The 18,412-nt window shown below is 44.5% G+C and carries 14 protein-coding genes; 5 read left to right on the top strand and 9 right to left on the bottom strand.

Features of this window, described 5'->3' with window-relative positions:
* Positions 1-57: 57 nt before the first annotated feature.
* A complete protein-coding gene (locus M1L62_RS20295; RefSeq protein ID WP_254561453.1) occupies positions 58-1,122 on the top strand; it encodes a ferredoxin--NADP reductase in 1,065 nt (354 codons plus the stop codon).
* 71 nt (positions 1,123-1,193) lie between these two features.
* On the opposite strand, the gene M1L62_RS20300 is transcribed toward M1L62_RS20295, so the two are convergent.
* The 5 genes from M1L62_RS20300 to M1L62_RS20320 form a co-directional block, all read right to left on the bottom strand.
* Complete coding sequence (locus tag M1L62_RS20300; protein ID WP_254561454.1) at positions 1,194-3,050, bottom strand: M56 family metallopeptidase; 1,857 nt, start codon at positions 3,048-3,050, stop codon at positions 1,194-1,196.
* Positions 3,047-3,427, bottom strand: coding sequence for a BlaI/MecI/CopY family transcriptional regulator (locus tag M1L62_RS20305; protein ID WP_254561455.1), 381 nt, complete (start codon positions 3,425-3,427; stop codon positions 3,047-3,049). The genes M1L62_RS20300 and M1L62_RS20305 overlap by 4 nt, the downstream gene beginning before the upstream one ends.
* 271 nt (positions 3,428-3,698) lie before the next feature.
* The gene (gene dnaN / locus M1L62_RS20310) at positions 3,699-4,823 is read right to left on the bottom strand and encodes a DNA polymerase III subunit beta (RefSeq protein ID WP_254561456.1); all 1,125 of its coding nucleotides are present in this window, start codon (positions 4,821-4,823) and stop codon (positions 3,699-3,701) included.
* Between the two features lie 110 nt (positions 4,824-4,933).
* Positions 4,934-6,592: a gliding motility-associated ABC transporter substrate-binding protein GldG gene (gene gldG / locus M1L62_RS20315; protein WP_254561457.1), complete on the bottom strand. Its 1,659-nt coding sequence runs from the start codon at positions 6,590-6,592 to the stop codon at positions 4,934-4,936.
* 64 nt (positions 6,593-6,656) lie between these two features.
* Positions 6,657-7,550 (bottom strand): 3-keto-disaccharide hydrolase, encoded by an 894-nt coding sequence (locus M1L62_RS20320; RefSeq protein ID WP_254561458.1) that lies wholly within the window; start codon positions 7,548-7,550, stop codon positions 6,657-6,659.
* Between the two features lie 258 nt (positions 7,551-7,808).
* On the opposite strand from M1L62_RS20320, the gene M1L62_RS20325 reads away from it, so the two are divergent.
* Entirely contained in the window at positions 7,809-8,033 is a 225-nt protein-coding gene (locus M1L62_RS20325; protein WP_254561459.1) for a hypothetical protein, read from the top strand.
* On the opposite strand, the gene rnr is transcribed toward M1L62_RS20325, so the two are convergent.
* From rnr to lipB, 4 genes are all read right to left on the bottom strand, one after another.
* Positions 8,034-10,421, bottom strand: coding sequence for a ribonuclease R (rnr, locus tag M1L62_RS20330; RefSeq protein ID WP_254561460.1), 2,388 nt, complete (start codon positions 10,419-10,421; stop codon positions 8,034-8,036).
* Between the two features lie 66 nt (positions 10,422-10,487).
* The gene (locus M1L62_RS20335; RefSeq protein ID WP_374760314.1) at positions 10,488-11,297 is read right to left on the bottom strand and encodes a 3'-5' exonuclease; all 810 of its coding nucleotides are present in this window, start codon (positions 11,295-11,297) and stop codon (positions 10,488-10,490) included.
* A complete protein-coding gene (locus tag M1L62_RS20340) occupies positions 11,248-11,661 on the bottom strand; it encodes a hypothetical protein (RefSeq protein WP_254561462.1) in 414 nt (137 codons plus the stop codon). The genes M1L62_RS20335 and M1L62_RS20340 overlap by 50 nt, the downstream gene beginning before the upstream one ends.
* Before the next feature lie 12 nt (positions 11,662-11,673).
* Complete coding sequence (gene lipB / locus M1L62_RS20345; RefSeq protein WP_254561463.1) at positions 11,674-12,426, bottom strand: lipoyl(octanoyl) transferase LipB; 753 nt, start codon at positions 12,424-12,426, stop codon at positions 11,674-11,676.
* Between the two features lie 186 nt (positions 12,427-12,612).
* Here lipB and M1L62_RS20350 point away from each other — a divergent pair, with 186 nt between their 5' ends.
* The 3 genes from M1L62_RS20350 to M1L62_RS20360 all read left to right on the top strand — a co-directional run bounded on the left by M1L62_RS20350 (position 12,613) and on the right by M1L62_RS20360 (position 18,411).
* Positions 12,613-12,969: a YraN family protein gene (locus M1L62_RS20350; RefSeq protein WP_254561682.1), complete on the top strand. Its 357-nt coding sequence runs from the start codon at positions 12,613-12,615 to the stop codon at positions 12,967-12,969.
* Between the two features lie 241 nt (positions 12,970-13,210).
* A complete protein-coding gene (locus M1L62_RS20355) occupies positions 13,211-15,502 on the top strand; it encodes a glycosyl hydrolase family 95 catalytic domain-containing protein (protein ID WP_254561464.1) in 2,292 nt (763 codons plus the stop codon).
* 155 nt (positions 15,503-15,657) lie between these two features.
* The gene (locus tag M1L62_RS20360; RefSeq protein WP_254561465.1) at positions 15,658-18,411 is read left to right on the top strand and encodes a DUF1553 domain-containing protein; all 2,754 of its coding nucleotides are present in this window, start codon (positions 15,658-15,660) and stop codon (positions 18,409-18,411) included.
* The last annotated feature ends 1 nt before the right edge of the window (position 18,412 follow it).

The raw sequence follows: 18,412 nt of genomic DNA on the forward strand, positions 1-18,412 counted from the left end.
CAAATTCAAGATTTTAAAAGCTGACTGCTGATAGCCGAAAGCTGACAGCCACAAACCATGAGCAAGTATTATTTTTTAAGAGTCAAAGAAATTGAAAAAGAAACAGAAGATGCATCAACAATCCATTTCTGGCATCCTCTGAATGAAGTAATTGCCTATCGTCCGGGACAATTTTTAACCCTTCTGTTGCCTGACGGAGACAAAAAAGTACGCCGCTCCTACTCCATGTCGAGCTCCCCTTATACCGATGTTTCACTGGCTATTACGGTAAAACGTGTGCCCGGTGGTTTTGGATCGAATCTGTTGCTGGACACGCTGAAAGAAGGCGATGTCGTGGAAGTGATGGAACCGATGGGGTTATTTTTTCCGAAACAGGAAGACGATCAGGTTCGGCAGGTTGTATTTATCGGTGCGGGCAGCGGAATAACACCACTGTTCTCGATCTCGAAATCAATCCTTATGGTAGAACCTGAAAGCGAAGTGGTTTTGATATATGGTAGCCGGACTGAAAGCAGTATCATTTACAAGGAGAAGATCAAGGCACTTCAGGACAAATACAAGGAGCGGTTCAAGGTGATTTACACGCTGAGCCAGCCGGAAGAAAACTGGCAGGGCGAGCGTGGGAGACTTAATAAAAGCCATATTCTGAAAATCATGGAAGGCTTGCCGGATCTGAAGGTGAATGAGGCCGAATTTTTCCTGTGCGGGCCCGAAGATATGATGGAGGAGGCGCACAGAGCGCTGGCGATCAGAGGTGTTGCGCTGAATAAAATCAGACAGGAAAGTTTTATGACGGCAACGGCTGCTAAACCCGGTGAGGTGACCATGGAAGAAGACGATACGCTTAAAACCCGCGAAATAACATTGTTTTACGAGGGAACCGAATATAAAGTGCCGGTAAAACCGCATGAGAGCGTGCTTGAAGCTGCGCTGAATATGGATATTGATCTGCCATATTCTTGTCAGGCGGGCATGTGTACGGCTTGCATGGGCAGATGTACTTCCGGAAAGGTGCAGCTGGATGAGGAAGATGCCTTGTCGGAAGCGGAGTTGAAAGAAGGATTTATTCTGACCTGCGTGACGCATCCTATGAGCGATGACGTTGTAATCGAGGTTGAATAACTTTTGTAACAGAATAAAGAAGCCTGATTAGTGGAACACTTTGTGTTCTGTTCATCAGGCTTCTTTATGATTTATTTTTTGATCGGTGGCGCGGGTGCTACCGGAGGTCTGGGTACTGCTCCGGGAGCTGGTACAGGTGCCGGTGGCGTGACCCGGGCTGGTGGCGGAGGAGGTGCAAACTCGACCCGGGATGCTCGTTTTGCAGAAACGGCCCGGCGGGCTCTGACACTTGGACGGGCCATCGCGTAATTTCTGGGAATTAGCGACAAGGACGTAAGTCCGATTTTTGCCCCGAGATCATCTATTTTCCTGCTTAACTCCTCGATTTCCTTCTCAACCGCGTTATAGGGTTCCTCGGCTTTCTCTGTTTCCTTATGATTTGCTGACAACTCGGCGTTCAGCTGGTTTATGATTTGTTCCTGAGCTTTAATTTGCTGTTCGAAATCTGCCAGTTGTTTGTCCAGATCAGCTTCGCTTACTTTTGTTTTTAGCTTACCATCAGAATGGAGCAGATGAGAGCGTTTTTCTATCAGGCCCTGGCGTGTTTCGCTGGCCCGATCTTTTTTCCAGTCCAGCTTCTCCTCATTTCTTTCAAAATGCTCGATATCAAAATGTTTCTTCTCCATTTCCTGCTGAAGCTCCTGCATACGGCGTTGCAAGGGTTCCATTTCTTTTTGCAGCGCATCCATTTTTTGCTGAAACTCACCCATCTTGGCTTTCAGCGAATCACTCATTTGATATTCAGGTTCATCGATATCAATGTCGAAATCAATATGCTCTTCGATATCAGGGACGGCCACAAAAACTTCCGGGTTAACGTCGGCAACAACAGTTTCGCCATTTTTTGTAACCACTTTATGTTTGGTGGAAACCTGATGCGTTTTCGCTTTTTTCTTTTTTACGTTATCCTGTCCGACGGCATACATGGAAATGCCTGCAAGTGCCGCAATAAATACGAGGGTGATCGGTAAATTTCCCATAATACGTGCTGGTTTCGGGGTTATGCCCATTACTCTTTTTACTCTTTGTAATAACAGTGGTTTTTTGGAAGCAAATGCCATTGCCAGAGAATGGTTTGTTTTCCATTCGGCAATACCGACAAGGGCATGGGCCAGCGACATGCGGTCGCCGCAAACTTCTACGGCAAGATCATCACAGCAATGTTCGCGTTCGATACGGACTCTTTCGGATAACCACCAAAGTGCGGGGTGAAAGAAAAATACCACTTCAACAAAGGATTGCAGCATGTTAACCAGGTAATCGTAGCGACGAATGTGGGCCAGTTCATGCGCCAGAATGGCTTCGATTTGCGAAGTGGGAAAACCGGTCAATAATCCGATTGGAATTAACACCACCGGTTGTAAGGTGCCGATGACCATTGGCGTCAGAATTTTGGCTGATTCTTTTAGCTCGATGGATTGGTAAATTTTCAGCTTGGCCGTTAACACACCAAATCTTGCCCGCCATTCCTTGTTCATCACCAGTCGGGAGTTATGGCGCAGATGCTCGGTGTAAATCCAGCCGCCTAAAAAACGCAATATCAAAACAAAAGCACCAATCAGCCAGCAGATTACAAGTTCCTGAATGTGCGTAGTCAGCCAAAGCTGCAATTTTGTGGTCAGTGAAACTTCATACGTTAATGTTTTCCAGTCTGTTACAACTTGTGTGCCGGTTCTTAGGGCCGTGGTTAAGGCCTTTTGGGAAGAGTTAAGGTAGTAAAAGGAAAACGTGGCGACCGAAGCGATTACCTGAAGACAAAGTGTTCCGATGCCCAGATTATAGCGCAGACTTGCGGGGCTTTTCCTTAAAAAATAAAATCCAATACTGGCGATAAGCGCGAGTAAGGCACCTTGCCAAAGCGAATGTACCAGCGTCCACCCAAATGCGGAGACCAGTGCTTCCGAGAATAAGTTGAAAAACATTTTCATGACGGGCGATTGTTTTCAAGGTTGTTTAGTAATTCACGAATTTCATCAAGCTCTTCTTTGGAGGTGGAATGGTTTCCCAATGCTTGAATCACCAAACGCGCGGCTGATCCTCTGAATGTGGATTCAACGAACCGGCCTAAGAGGTCTTGCTGCGTCTCTTCTTCGTCAAGCAATGCAACATAAATGTGGGAACGGCCGTTTTCTGTACGGTATAACAACCCTTTGTCGTTCATGATCTGCATTAACTTTAAGGTCGTTGTGTAGCCCGTGTCTTTGGATTCAGAGAGAAAATCGTGAACTTGCCTCACCGTTGAAGGCCCTTCTTTCCACAGGTAGTTCAGAATTTCAAGTTCGGATTCGGTTGGTTTAATAATCATGGTCTAATAAATATTGAATTGATAATCAGAATAACAGCTAAAACTATCACCTACGAATAAGTTCGTAACAAATTTGTACGAAAAGATTCGTATTTCAAAGCACTATCTACGATATTTTTCGTATGTTATTTGAAATTGATAATATTTTACTTTGTAAGTGATTGATTTGTAGTGAAATAAAAAAATCCTGTGAGAAAACTCTCACAGGATTTTTTTATTATTTTAACAGAAATTAAGAAAATTGAGATCGGTTGGCGATCAATTTTAATTTCTAAACATACGTATTTAACATCACCGGCATCACCAGCATCAGGATATCTTCATTTTCTTCCTGATCAACAGGAATAATCAAACCGGCACGGTTTGGTGCAGAAAGTTCAAAAGTGATGGTTTTGCTAGACAAGTTTCCAAGCACCTCGATCAGGAATTTGGCGTTAAAACCAATCTCCATATCATCGCCATTGTATTCGCAAAGCAAACGCTCATTCGCTTCGTTTGAATAATCAAGATCTTCCGCAGAAATCACAAGATCGTTCAAAGACATTTTCAGACGAACCTGGTGGGTAGTACGGTTTGAGTAAATCGAGATACGACGCAAAGAGCTAAGGATTTCCATCCGGCCGATGGTCAGCGTATTTGGGTTGTTTGTTGGAATTGCATTTTCATAATCAGGGAAACGCTCATCGATCAAACGGCAGATCATACGGATATTTCCAAAGCTGAAAAATGCGTTGGAAGCTGTAAACTCGGCCTTCACCGGAACATCATCCGAAGGAAGACAAGATTTAAGTAAGTTTAAAGCCTTACGCTGAATGATCATCGATGTATCAACATCCGATTTGATATCAGAACGGCGATAACGTACCAGACGGTGGCCGTCAGTGGCTACGAAAGTTGCATTTTCAACGCCCATTTGAACAAAAACCCCTGTCATGGCAGGTCTAAGGTCATCTGTGCTGGTAGCAAATAACGTATTGGCAATCGCTGCGCCCAAAGCTGACGATGACAAATCAACGGATTGGCCACGGTTTACAGAAGGCGTTTTCGGGAAATCAATCGGGTTTTCACCAGACAGCTTGTAGCGGCCGTTATCCGAGATAATTTCCGTTCCAAAGGTTTCACTGTTCACCTGAAGCGTTATAGGCTGTTCAGGAAGGCCGCGTAATGTATCCAACAAAAGTTTTGCAGGAACAGCGATAGCGCCTTTTTCAGTAGATTCTACCTCGATCTCGGTAATCATAACGGTCTGCAAATCAGATGCAGTTACAGTCAGGCGATTTCCTTCAAGGGAAAGTAGAAAATTCTCTAATATAGGTACGATAGGGTTCGTTGAAACGACACCATTAATTGCAGACAGTTGCTTGAGCAGTACCGATGACGAAACGACAAACTTCATAATTCGTGACGGAAGTGTTTAGATAAAAAATAGAAAAAACCATACAGATCCTTAAATCTGTTTTGTAGGGAACAAAAGTATAAAAAAAAATGTACTAAGCCGATTTATTATTATGCGAATTTGCGACGGCGGATATAGTAACGCAGCGCACCGAAAATTCCCAGAATGATCAGAGGGAGAAGCAGGTTAAGTGCCTGCCAGAATTTCTTGTCTTTCTGTACTGCAATTTTATCCAGCGCCCGGATACTGATTTGTTTGCTTCGTGATGTAATAATGCCGTTTTCATCCGTCATGTAATCCAAAGCGTGCATCACAAAATCTTTATTTCCAAAAATATTAGTCGAAGCGCGGTCATAACCCAGCGGCAACGGCGTGTTTCGGCGGTAGTCGAAATCGTTCACCACAACGTCGCCATCTGCACAAATGATTATTTTCCCCTGCCCTGTTGCCTTGAAAGTTTTTGAACGCGGGTCTGCCGGCAAAATCCGGTTCTCAAATAATGAATTAATGGTACCTTCCAAAAGAACAGCCGCCAGTTTTACACCTCCATTGTATTCTGAGGGTTCGGGTTGTTGCCGTGCTTCGTTATAGCCAACCAGCGCGGGTGTATTGAGCAGTTTTGTATAAGGTGAAGTCATCAAAAGCGGAATCTTCTGAATGGCTGCCGAGCCTCCGACTGTGTCCATAGAGCTAAGGAACCGCGAATAAACGGCATCCATATTTCTTGTGATCGGACTTGGACCAAAATTGTTCAGCAATGGGAAAAAACGCCATGGCACCGCCTTGATTTCCGGTTTATCGCCCATATTGCCAACATTCATGGGAATGGTCGCACTCGCAAGGTCTTTCACCAGGTTATTGTTGATGCGTACGCCCCAACGGAAGAAAAGGTCGTTTAAATTCAAATCCAACGGCTGCACATAATTTCCTTCCAGGCTCACGCTATCCACTTTTGCTCCGTCAACAAAGAAAAGCGCTTTTCCGCCTCCGATTACATACTGGTCCAGTTTGTATTTTTCTTCCTCAGAAAAAGGAACATCAGGTTTTAAAATCATCAAAGCATCCAGCCCCTCATAGGTCTCCGGATCCTTGACGACCATAAATACATCATAACTCTGCTGCATCGTAGCGATCAGGTCGCTAAGACGTGCCGGTGGTAGTTTTTGGGTATGATTGACAAGCAGACCGATTTTTTTGCGCTCGGGGTTATCCAGAATACGAATGGCCGATGCCAGTTGAAACTCGACGTTTTCGTACGATTGATTCAACTGTTCTTCGGGGGAAGTTTCCTTGCTCCGATTTGCTTTTAAAAGCTGGACGGGTATAGCAAGCGTATCGGCCTGAATAATAGCACCCGGAAAAATCAGTTTTTCGGTACGTTTTCCATCTTCGTTGGCAAAAAGATTGGTAGGCGTTAACCCCCGATCCACCAGATTCTGATATTGCTTTTTCCTTTCGTCTTCACTCGCAGCATCGGAAGGGTCGGAAAACTGATACGTCAAATGTCCGTTTGAATACGTTTTAAACTCGTCCAGGGTCTCGCGCGTCGCACTTTCCAGGCGTTCGAAACCGGGAGGAAACTCGCCTGAGAGATATACATTGACGACGATATCTTTATCGAGATTACTTAACAGCTGCTTCGTCGCATCAGAAATGGTATAACGTTTATCTTCCGTTAAATCCCAGCGGAAAAATAACAGAGAGGCCAGCCAGTTCAGGCCAGCCAGTATAACCAGCAATAATAAGAATCTGAGAATTATTTTCTTCATGAAGCAGTAACGCCCGTTTTTCAGCAAAAATATAAAAACTAAACGGAGTTATTGCCGCATACGCCTATTTCTTGTATTTGCAGCTTTTATTATCGGCAGATTGGTAGTAGGATTTGTAATTGCTGGCCTTCGGGTCCATGCATCCTTTCAGGTTTAGTATTTCAATATCTTTAAAATCAATCGGGTGACTTTCGGCCTGGAGTGCGATATAACCGCTTCCCAAAGGTGTGCCGTCTTTTTTGATCCATTCCTCCGCATTGCTGAAATGCCCTGCTTTAAAATCATGGTCTTTTCCCACATAACCACCTCCGATTTTTGGTTTGGTAAATGTAAAAACGACATCCCCATTGATGATATGATGCACAATGGAATCGCCTAAAACGATAGCTTCGGCAGAAACCCATTGATCTCCGTTGTAAGTTTTAGAAGTGGAATTGATGCAATGTGCCTGATCAATCTTTCCGTTTACCTCAACAATGGTGCCGGGTGTACAAAGATTTCCGGTCGTGCGCTCGCCTGCATTCAGACCGCCTAAATACTGCATTTCCAGCGATACCGGGAAGTCCTGGTCAATACCTAAACTGGCGGCAGACTGAGAATGCAGCATGATACCGCTGTTACGGACATTCCAGGAAGCACCACCGGGAACCTGGTTGCCGGTAAAGCGGTATTTGAGCCGCAGTCGGTAATGTGAAAATGGCTTATTGTAATACATATGGCCATATTCCGTAGTGAATTTCTCATACTCTTTGTAATTCACGCGGATCATGCCGTCTTCGACGATAAACGTGTTTTTATAATTATCGTTGACCTTATGTCCTGCAATTTTAATATCCCAGCCTTTCAGATCTTTTCCGTTGAATAAGGATAGCCACTCTTCTTTTTCAGAGGTTTTCTGAGCGAAAGCGGAACAGGAAAGTAAGAGGAAAATGGACAGGAATTTGCAGAATTTGGACATAGTTGGATCGTGTTTGTTTTAAAAGGAAATAAAAGTTAATTTACTACTTAAATTAATTCACACACTTTAAATCTTATGTTGCCAAATGTCTCCTGAGGAAAGACGTAACCTTGAAGAGGAATTTATTAATTTAAAGAAGCTTTTGGACTTTTATGTAGGATTCAGAGACAATATATCAAGCATGAATAATCAGGAAGTGGATGACCACATTAACGATATGCTTGACAGGCTATCAGAAATTAGGAATCAGTTAGACTTATGAAGCACGAACCACTAGTGCCGGAATTATTGCAGGAAGCATTCAGGCGTTTTGCGGCTTTGACGACGGAAGAAGAAAAATCATTGTTTTGGGAGGAGTTGGCTAAAAATACAAGTGAATTTTCACCTGAAATTCTTAACCAACTATTACAGAACGGTGTTTCTCATTTGTCTGAAAGAGTAAAAACTTTACATCAGGCAGTAAAAGAAAAAATACCCGCCTGATTATCTTCTCTTCCTGTGTTTTTTCTCTTTCGGTGCGGCGGCCGCAGGTTTACTTCTTCTTGACGAAGAAGGTCTGCCCGAATCTCTTGAAGAAGACTCTCTGGATCGTCTGCTCGGTCTTTCCTCGAAACCACCACTATTTCTTGAACGGATGGATGAAGTGGTATTTCCTGCCAAATACAGATCCATGCTTCTGCGGGCAAGGTTCGTATCTTTCACCTGAACTTTTACTGCATCGCCAAAGGTGTAGATTTTTTTGGTGCGCTGCCCGATGAGGCGGTAATTTTCCTTATCGTGTTCATAATAGTCGTCTCCAAGGTCAGTCATTCTTACCAACCCCTCGGAAGCCGTTTCCGTTATTTCAACAAAAATTCCAAACTCGGTGACGCCGGTGATAATTCCATCAAAAATCCGGTCTTTGTCCATCGTACTCATGAACTCAACCTGTTTGTACTTAATGGAAGCACGTTCGGCGTCCGAAGCCAGCCTTTCACGTTCCGAAGAATGTTTACAGGCATCTTCATAGATATCACTGCTTACCGATTCTCCTCCATTCAGATAGTGCTGCAACAAACGGTGCGACATCACGTCGGGATAACGGCGTATCGGCGATGTAAAATGTGTATAACGTTTGAAAGCCAGTCCAAAGTGACCAAGATCTTCTACGCTGTATCGTGCCTTTGCCATCGTTCTGACAGCCAGTGATTCGATCAGGTTTTGTTCCGGTTTTCCTTCCACCTCATGAAGCATACTGTTCATGGACTTGGCGATTTTCTTTTCATCATCTACTTCCAGTTTATGCCCAAGTTTGGCCACAAAAGAGGCAAATGTTTTCAGACGGTCCGGGTCCGGTGCTTCGTGGACACGATACACCATCGTATTTTTTGACGGACCTTTGGAAAGCGAGTACACAAATTCGGCGACTCTTTTATTCGCCAAAAGCATAAATTCTTCAATCAGCTTATGCGAGTCGTGGCGCTCTTTTTGATAAACACCCAAAGGTTTTCCATTTTCGTCCAGACGGAATCGCACCTCTGCCGTTTCAAAATTGATCGCTCCGTTTTTGAAACGCTCTTTCCTGAGTATTTTGGCAATGCTGTTCAGCAATGTCAGCTCGTTGGGATAGTCGCCCTCCTTCGTATCCAGTACTTGTTGCGCCTCCTCATAGGAATAACGTCGTTCAGAGTGGATAACCGTTCTTCCAAACCATTCTTTCAGAATTTTGCCTTTCGGACTCAGTTCGAAAATCGCTGAAAATGCCAGGCGGTCTTCATTGGGACGCAGGGAACAGAGGTTATTTGAAAGTTTTTCCGGAAGCATCGGAACCGTACGGTCCACGAGATACACGGAAGTCGCCCTGCGATTTGCTTCTTTTTCAAGCTCAGTACCAGGACGAACATAATGCGACACATCAGCGATATGGACACCTACTTCCACATTGCCTTCGTCCAGATAACGTACCGACAGTGCATCGTCAAAATCCTTGGCATCGACCGGGTCAATGGTAAAGGTCAGCGTAGCACGCATATCCCTCCGCTTCAAAATTTCTTCTTTGGGAATAGCGTCAGGTATTTTCTGAGCTTCTTTTTCTACGGATTCCGGAAATTCATAAGGCAGGCCAAATTCAGCCAGGATCGCGTGCATTTCTACATCGTTTTCTCCCGCCTGTCCCAGAACATGAATAATTTCTCCTTCCGGCTGTCGCGTGCGCGTTGGCCAGGTTGTCATTTTCACGATTACCTTATCGCCATTGGAAGCACCATTCAGATGTTCAGGCTCTACAAAAATCGGGTCAAACAATTTTTTATGATCGGGTTGAACGACGGCATATTTAGGCCAAACTTCAATAATCCCGACAATTTCGGATTGCGTACGTTGGGTTATTTCAACGACACGTCCTTCTACACGTGTTTTTCCGGAATCTCCGCGGCTGGTTTGTTGCCTTCTCCCTGACTTTGACAACACCTGAATTTTGACGATATCGCCGTCCCAGGCGCCATTCAGCAGTTCGGTTTCTACGTATATATCATCCTCGCGCCCTTCAATAATCACAAAGGCAAAACCCTTGTTGACGCGGTCTACCCGTCCCGTAAGCCCGGTATCTGCCTGTGGCTTGTTAGGTGCTGCGGTAAAAGTACCGTCGACATTGGAGCGAATCCGCCCATCTTCCTGAAGTTCGTGCAGGATTTCGTTAAAAAGCGCTCTTACTTTCCTGTCTTCCACACCAAAATGGCCGTGGACGTCGAAAGGACGGAAGGAATGTTCGCTGTTCAGATCGAAAAATGCCGCAATGTCAGCTTTTAAATTATCTATATAGGATACAATGCCGTGCGGCGCTTTGGCTGTTTTTTGTTCTTTAAATTCTTTTTTTGGTTTTTTATCTCTCATGAAGTTTTATGAGTAATTGTTGATTAAGAAAGGTGGAATAGCAGCTTTGCTGTTAAAATAATCAATTTATTCCACTCTTGTAATATTATCAGCCTGTACCGGCTGAAAACTATGCATACGTAAATATAATTGCGCCAGTACAACCACATCTTCTCTGCAATATCGGCAAATTTTAGCGAGATCGTTCTCTTCGTAGTAAACACGGGTGACCTGATCACCGCTCATTTCGTTTTTGCTGCCGGGAATATCAAAAACGGCGGCGAGTAAATCCAGCGATGTATAACTCTTATAATCACCGAATTTCCATAAATCCATGGTGTCCTGATGCAGGATCTCCCAAGGCTTTTTACCAGTTATCTGCAATGCTTTAGGAATTTCTATGCCATGGATCAGCATGCGCCGGCAGAGAAACGGGAAGTCAAATTCCCTGCCATTATGGGCGCAGAGAATCAGCTGTTCTGCCGGGTATTTTTCTATAAGTGCTTTAAATTCAAGCAATAAATTTACTTCGTCGTCATTGGAGAAACTTCTGACTTTGAAAGCAATCTCGTTATTTTCGTCCCAATAAAAGGCGCCAAAGGCAATACATACAATCTTGCCGAATTCTGCATAAATGGCGCCACGATCGTAAAAATACTCGTTGTTGGAAAGTGTTTCATCACCCTTTCTCAATGTTGCGGCCTTCTTATCCCAAAGCTTTTGCATGCGCTCAGGTAGCTCGTCATAAGAGGCGTAACCGGCTACGGTTTCAATGTCAAGCAGGAGGAAATTTTTTGCTTTTCTGCGAAATTCATCTGTCATAGTGTGTGTTTGTTGTTGATTTTTTTTAGTCGTGCAGGACGCCTTCCAGACCGAGCGGCTCGATCTCGATGATATTGTCCTCCACGATACTGTCCGGTACGAAGATAAACTTTTTATCGTAAATCTGATTACCAAGGAAATAGCTGATCCAGAACTCGTTATTTAAATGAAAAACGTCGGGCATGATAGGCTCTACCACCACATGGTCCTGCGGTTTTATCTCAGGAAAAAAGTGACGCAACGTTGACGTTTTAATCCCGGCATTTTCACCAGATTCGGTATTTCCATAACCTTTCGAAGTAACAAAAACCCCTGTGATCGGCTGATCGTTTCTATTGATCACAATCACGTTCCACTCGGCCTCGTTCGCTTCATTAATCTTTCTCACAACGGCCACTTTCACACCTTCAACCGGGTGAAATGTAATATCCTTTTTCATGCTTTTTTACGCTTAATTTTCTAAAATGTCTGTTTTTGAATAGTATGGATTTCCCCAGACCATTTCAAAAAGAGTACCCAAATGATTCTTTAATGTAGCAGAAACCTCATCAAAATCCACCTCCCGACCAAGTTCTTTGCTGATGGAAGTAACTGCTTTGTCCTCGATGCCGCAGGGAACAATATTTCCGAAGTAGGCCATGTCAGTATTTACGTTCAGTGCAAAACCGTGCATGGTAACCCAGCGACTGGCTTTTACGCCCATGGCACAAATTTTCCTCGGATTTTTCTGTTCAACAAAATCGAGCCAGACACCGGTTAGTCCATTGATCCTGCCTGCGCTGATGTTATAGTCGGCCAGAGTGAGAATAATCGCCTCTTCCAGCGTCCGCATGTATTTATGAATATCCGTGAAAAAGTTGTCAAGATCAAGAATTGGATAGCCAACCAGTTGTCCCGGGCCGTGATAGGTAATATCTCCGCCACGGTTAATTTTATAGAATTTTGCCTGTTTCTGGCTCAGATCGTCTTCGTTCAACAGCAAATGATCCGGCTTACCGCTTTTGCCAAGGGTGTAAACGTGCGGGTGCTGACAGAAAAGGACTCGGTTGGGCGTAACGAGTTGTTCGTCAGCCGGCAATGTCCGGTTCTGCGTTTTTATCGAAAGCGTTTCTGCAAAGAGTTTTTCCTGATAATCCCACGCTTCCTGATAATCGATCAGACCTAAATTCTGGAATTCTGCTTGTTTGTTAATGAGGGTATTCATGTCTGGGAATATCGATTTGAATTTGGAAAGTATCAAATCATCTGATTGGAAACAAATTCGGGCCGCGGGCCTGGATGAGGTATAGTTAAAATGTTGTTTATTCAAATACCGATTAAAACCGGAAATCGTGTTGTGGTTTCTTTTTCTTACTAATCAATAACACTAATTTGTATGAAAAATGTTCGAATGGCTATACACAACACGACCGGAAGCTGGGGTGAAACCCAGGCAACAGCCTTTTTGGAAGGAAAAGGCTACGAAATCATTGAAAAAAATTATCGGCACAAACACGCAGAAATCGACCTGATTGTCAAGAAAAACAAGACGATGATTTTCGTGGAGGTTAAAACCCGGAGCGGAACAGGCTTTGGCATGCCCGAAGAATTTGTGAATTATACCAAGGCTAGACTGATCATGAAAGCTGCGGAAAATTACATTTATACTAAGGACTGGCACTTCGATATCCGCTTTGATATCGTTTCGATTTTAATTCTTTCAAACGGAGGAGTAAATATTAAACATATTGAAGATGCGTTTTCGTGAGATTGTACGAATCAGATATTTTGGAGTATAATTAGCGACCGAATTTTGATGGTTATAAACAGGACTCTCCAAAGAAGCACATGGCTGGAAGTTAATATTGTGAAAAGTATAAATTGGTAAAATTAAAATGACTTATAATTGCCTGTATTTTTCAGCCACATTTGTGGCTTCCTGTTTATAGAAATGCTTGCTGATTAACAATAATCTGGCTCCGTAGGAGCCTCCTTTGATTTCCTAAATCATGAATAAAATCCTTTTATCGTTATTATTGGCTCTGGCCGGCACTAGTAATGCTCAACCCTTGATCAAACACGATCTCCAATTTGACTCTCTGGCGACGGTCTGGGATGAAGCCATTCCGCTGGGAAACGGTACTGTCGGCGCGCTGATCTGGAAAAACAACGATCGTTTACGGTTTTCGCTGGATCGCGCGGACATTTGGGATATGCGCCCGATGGCTGGTTTGCACCGACAAGAATTCAGCTTCAAATGGGTGCAGGAGCAAGTGGAAAAGAAGGACTATAAGCCCGTTCAAAGATATTTTGATGCACCTTACGACAGAGAGCCGGCTCCGTCCAAAATTCCGGCGGGTGCCCTGGAATTTAATTTACCCGGTAATAAAAAGGTAAAATCTGTCCATCTGTCATTGGATAAGGCCTTGTGTGAAGTCAAGTGGGAAGATGGCCTGACGTTAAAAACGTTTGTGCACGCAACGGAACCGGTAGGATGGTTTAGGTTTGAAAACTTGAAAACGGACATCCTGCCAAGTCTGATTGCACCAAATTATCAGGGAAAGTTGACGGAAGGTGGAGAAGTTAATTCGCTCGTGGGCGATGACCTGGCAAGATTGGGTTACAAACAGGGCTCTGTAATCCGGCAGGGCAACAGCATTACGTATAAACAGGAAGGCTGGGGCGGATTTACGTATGAAATTACCGTTCAGTGGAAAAAAATAAATGCCGGCGCTGTGGAGGGAACGTGGAGTATTTCATCCCAATATCCCGGCAAAAAGATAAATCCGGTTTCTTCGTCAATTGCCAGGACAACTTTGCAGCGGGGATTTGATAAGGATTTTACCGTTCACAGCCATTGGTGGAAAAAATTCTGGAATCAATCGGCGATCCATGTCCCCGACCCGGTTATTGAAAAGCAATGGTATCTGGAGCAATATAAATTTGGTTCTGCGGCTCGTCGTGGAGCACCGCCGATTTCGTTGCAGGCTGTCTGGACCGCAGATAATGGCAGAATTCCACCATGGAAAGGCGATTTTCATCATGATTTGAATACGCAGCTTAGCTATTGGCCAAGTTACAGCGGGAATCACCTCGAAGAAGGTCTTGGTTTTTTTGATCATCTGGACGAAAACCTAGAGAATTACAAACGATACACCAGGACGTATTTCGGTGTGGAAGGGCTGGCAGTTCCGGGTGTGACCACTTTGGATGGAACCGAAATGGGTGGCTGGATCCAGTATTCGCTCTCTCCAACTGTGTCGTCATGGCTGGCGCATCATTATTACCTGCAATGGAAATATAGCATGGATAAGGATTTTCTCAAGAACCGGGCCTATCCCTGGGTAAAGGAAGTGTGTAATTTTCTGGAAAAAATAACAGTGAAGGATGAAAAGGGATTGAGAAAATTACCCATTAGCGCGAGTCCCGAAATCAGGGATAACAGTCTTGAAGCGTGGTTTCCACAGAACACAAATTACGATCTGGCGCTGATGAAATTTTCATTTGAGGCCGGCGCGGAACTTGCTTTGGAATTGGGTCTGGTTTCCGAATCAGACCATTGGAAGGAAATCCTGGCCAGTTTTGGAGACTTTGCGATTACAGAAAACAGCGAACTGATGTTTGCGCCGTCTCTGCCCTATCAGGAATCACACAGGCATTTTTCGCATATGATGGCGATTCACCCGCTTGGGCTGATTAAGTGGGAAGATGGAGGTAAGGCACAGGAAATTATTAAAAATTCGATCACGTTGCTGGATAAAATAGGCCCGGACGGGTGGTGTGGTTATTCCTATTCCTGGCTTGCCAACATGAAAGCCCGTGCAAAGGATGGCGACGGTGCCGCAAAGGATTTATCGATTTTTGCAAAAGCATTTGTACTTCCAAACAGTTTCCATGCCAACGGCGACCAGACAAAATCGGGCTTGTCGAGATTTACTTATCGCCCCTTTACACTTGAAGGAAACTTCGCCTTTGCAGCCGGATTACAGGAAATGCTGCTTCAGAGTTATGCAGGATTTATAGAAATTATGCCGGCAGTTCCGGATAGCTGGAAGGATATAGCTTTTGAAAAGTTGAGAGCGGAGGGTGCGTTTTTAATCAGTGCAAAAAAAGTGGACGGGCATGTTACTGAGATTAAGATCGAAGCTGAAAAAGGTGGTGTGGCTACTCTGAAATTGCCATTTGAAAAGTGGGAAACAGTAATAGCAAAAGATGTCACGACGGATATTCAGGATGAGGGTTTTATCGAATTGAAATGTAAACCGGGTGGCAGCGTTATATTGAGAAATAAAATGAACTGACCTAAATCGGAATAAAAAATTGCGCTGATTCTGAGCAGAATGTGATTGGAGTGGTATTAAGTAAAAAATAGCTGAATTTGGATTAAAGAAAGTATTTTTAATAAATCACCGGCTTTGTGTTAAAAATAACAAAAAGTTAAAAGCAGTTCCTGGCGATGAAAAAGTGGCATTTTATTGGATTGGGTGTCATCGTGGTCTTAGTATCATCATTCACCTGGTCGGGTTTGTTCGTTCATAAAGTTGATTATAACGAAGAAGTGAAGCCGATCCTGAATAAACACTGCATGGGCTGCCATGGCGGTGTTAAGCAGGCAGGCGAGGTCAGTTTTTTGTTCGAACATGAAATGCTTGAACCGGGTAAATCCGGTAAAATACCCGTTGTACGCGGAGATGCCCACGGGAGTGAAATGATTCGGAGAATTCTCTCGGATGATCCGGATGAACGTATGCCCAAAGGAGCAGACCGGCTGGCTGAGGACGATATTAATACGTTAAAAAAATGGATTGATCAGGGTGCTGCTTGGGAAACGCACTGGTCGTATAAACGTGTTGAAAAACCGGAAGTCCCGTCGGAGAAAAACCTGTGGAATCTTTTTGGTCTGGTAAAAACAGGGGACTCTGACTGGCCCAAAAACGAGATTGATCAATTTGTCCTTCAAAAATTAAAAAAGGAAAAACTCTCTCCCTCGCCGGAAGCTGATAAAGCCACGTTAATCCGCAGGGTAAGCCTGGATTTAACCGGCCTGCCTCCTACCGAAAAAGAAGTCGCGGATTTTGTCAGTGATAAATCTCCCGAAGCTTATGAAAAGGTGATTGATCGGTTGCTGAAATCGCCTGGATATGGGGAGCGGTGGACGTCGATGTGGATGGACCTTGCCCGATATGCGGATACCAAAGGTTATGAAAGCGACGGTGGCCGGAATATCTGGCGTTACCGCGACTATGTCGTAAAATCTTTCAATGCAGATAAGCCATTTGACAAATTTACCATTGAACAGCTGGCGGGTGATTTGCTGCCGCAGGGGAAGGACGGTATGCCGGCTGAGGAAAATATGATTGCGACCGGTTTTCACCGTAACACGATGATTAACAACGAAGGTGGAACCGACGACGAAGAGTTTCGTATAGCTGCGCAGATCGATCGCGTCAACACCACCTGGGAAGTCTGGCAGGGAACTACGTTCGCTTGTATACAATGCCACAGCCACCCCTACGATCCGATTCCGCACGACGATTATTATAAGTATATGGCCTTTTTCAACAATTCCAGAGACGAGGATGTCTGGGATGAGTGGCCAAAACTGCGTTTTTACAAAGGCGATGATTCGGCCAGAGTTGAAAAAGTTAAAGCCTGGATCAACAGATATGATCCGAAAGAAACTTCAAAATTTACCCAGTTTATGCGGGTGATGGAGCCGAAAATCAATTCGCACAGCTTTGTCAAGGGAGCTGAATCGACCGTTCTGTTAATTTCCTATTACGGCGTTAAGGACAAGGGGAATGCCAAAATCCCTCATGTGGATTTAACCGGAGCGGGCAATCTCGTTATGAACATATCCACGAAAGCCGAAAATGCCGTGATGTCTTTTCATCTGGATAAACTTGACGGCCCTGTGATTTCAATCGTTAAAGTGCCTGCCAGAGATACCGTGCTGGTTGCGCCAATTCCGCCGATATCAGGCCAACATGATATTTATCTCTCGCTAAAAAGCCCTAAAAATCCGACTGAATGGGTAAGAATAACCTGGCTCGCATTTCAGAATGCTTTACCGGGAGCTTCCCAGCCTGACTACGATAAAATTGTGCAGGACTATGCAACTGTTTTAACCAGATCGACGGAGAGCATGCCGATAGTTTGGGAAGGAAAAGGTGATTTTGCGCGTAAAACGAATGTTTTTGTCCGGGGAAACTGGATGGTGAAAGGCAAAGAAGTTAAACCTGATGTTCCGCAACTGCTTGCCCCAATGCCGAGAGATTACCCCAAAAACCGCCTTGGATTGGCCAAATGGATGGTTAGCCGTGACAATGCATTAACATCCAGAGTGATCGTTAACCGTTACTGGGAGCAGTTATTCGGAAGAGGTATTGTTGAAACGGTGGAAGATTTTGGTTCTCAGGGAAGTGAACCCTCCCACCCGGAATTATTGGACTGGCTGGCGGTGAAGTTTATGGAAGAGGATCACTGGAGTGTTAAAAAGCTGCTGAAAACGATCGTTATGTCGGCCACGTACAGACAAAGCTCAAAATCGGATCATACCCGTCAGGAAAAAGATCCTTATAACCGGTTTATTTCGCGAGGCCCCCGCGTCCGTCTGAGTGCGGAACAGGTGCGCGACCAGGCGATGGCGGCCTGTGGCCTGCTGTCTAAAAAAATGTATGGCCCGAGCGTGATGCCGCCGCAGCCTGAGGGTATCTGGCTTTCGCCTTACAGCGGTGAAAGCTGGAAAGTAAGTGAAGGCGAAGACCGGTACAGAAGAGCGGTTTATACTTACTGGAAACGCACAGCGCCTTATCCGTCCATGACAACTTTTGATGCACCAAGCCGGGAATTTTGCCAGTCGAGGCGAATTTTGACAAATACCCCGCTTCAGGCTTTGGTAACGCTCAATGATCCCGTATATCTGGAAGCCGCCGAAAAACTGGCAACCACCATGCAAAAACGGGGCAAAACACCGGAACAGCAGCTTAGGGAAGGTTACCGGCTTTTGACATTTCAGCCTATTGAAGATAAAAGCTTGAAAGTGCTGGTGAAAATCTACGGAGACGCCTTGAAAACATATCGTGCAAAACCGTCGGAGGTAGATAGTATTCTGGTGTATGGAAAGGAGAAAAAATCACCGGAACTGGCCGCGTTGACTGTTTCAGCCAATGTTTTGTTGAATCTTGATAATGTAGTGACCAAAGAATAAT

This window comes from Dyadobacter diqingensis (assembly GCF_024220585.1).
GTDB classification, from domain to species: domain Bacteria; phylum Bacteroidota; class Bacteroidia; order Cytophagales; family Spirosomataceae; genus Dyadobacter; species Dyadobacter diqingensis.